The organism is Acinetobacter sp. 809848 (assembly GCF_000581275.1).
GTDB lineage: Bacteria > Pseudomonadota > Gammaproteobacteria > Pseudomonadales > Moraxellaceae > Acinetobacter > Acinetobacter pittii.
The window spans coordinates 1-1,153 of the sequence record NZ_JEXG01000147.1; the positions used below are offsets into that span (position 1 = coordinate 1).

Consider the following 1,153-nt stretch of genomic DNA (forward strand, 5'->3'; position numbering starts at 1 on the left):
ACGTCTATGAGAAAAAAGACTTTATTCTCATGTTTCATGATTTTCTTATCATTTTAATGACGCAGGTGACAACGCCCCAGATAATTAGTTCTTGGCCTTCTTGTAGATAGATATTTTTATATTCAGGATTTTCGGCTTTGAGCCATTTTCTAGACTCTTCAATCATTAAACGCTTAACAGTAAAATCATTATCAATTAGTGCCACGACAATATCGCCGTGTTTAGCATCTAAGCTACGATCGACGATCAATTCATCATCAATATCGATCCCGGCATTTAGCATCGATAGCGAAGCAACTTTGACAATAAAGGTGGCAGTTTCATTTTTTATTAAGTGCTCATTCATATCGAGCGCTTTATCTATGTAATCTTGAGCGGGGGAAGGGAAGCCTGCGTTGATCTTCTCTAAAGCATAAGGGATAAGCATATGAGTAGTTGGAACAACTTGCTTGATAGATAAGACCTCAGATAAAACAATACTTTGTGTGAGGTACGGCTTTATCTGGATGATGGATGGTGCAATTTCGCTCATAGAATATCCCCTAACTTGAATTTGTAACATATTCAAGATGATATGCTAGAGCTTAGTTAAATTTCAAATTTAAAAACTTGTGGATAAACAAGTAGAAGTCACAAACTGACGTGCTTAATCATACCGTTGGTCAGAAAGTGAACATATGGAATTGAAAAATATTTCGCTTTTGTATCACTAAAAAAATTATTTTAAAAAATACTATTGTTAATATGCGGTATATAATACATTTTTTATTAATGATTTTTTCTTTAAAATTTTTTGAAAGTTTAACTATTGTAACACTAAATACTAATAAAATAATTAATAAATAATATCGTTTTTATTTTTAACATATTGTTTTTATTGCACTTTATTTTATATAAAATAGAATTTTATAATAACAATTATAATCTATTATATTTTGTTATTGATAATAATTATTATAATGTTAGACAGGTTAGTCTTTTGTTTGTAGACCGATAATGTTTAAAAAAAAGGGTTATTATTTTGAAATATCTAGTTACAAACAGGTGGTTTTAATATTATATAAAATTTGGCTAGTATTGATTTGGTTATTTTAACTCTTACAATGGATTTATTTTTTTATGAGAATTTTTTCATATTTATTAATCATAACAG

General features: G+C 28.4%; 1 protein-coding gene. It reads right to left on the reverse strand.

Annotated elements, in window-relative coordinates; genetic code table 11:
- Nucleotides 1-34 precede the first annotated feature (34 nt).
- Nucleotides 35-532: a LexA family protein gene (locus J536_RS24465; protein WP_032063939.1), complete on the reverse strand. Its 498-nt coding sequence runs from the start codon at nucleotides 530-532 to the stop codon at nucleotides 35-37.
- Nucleotides 533-1,153 lie beyond the last annotated feature (621 nt).

What these genes read in the sequence shown, in the direction of transcription:
- J536_RS24465 (WP_032063939.1), bottom strand. Translation starts at nt 532, where the DNA reads ATGAGCGAAATTGCACCATCCATCATCCAGATAAAGCCGTACCTCACA.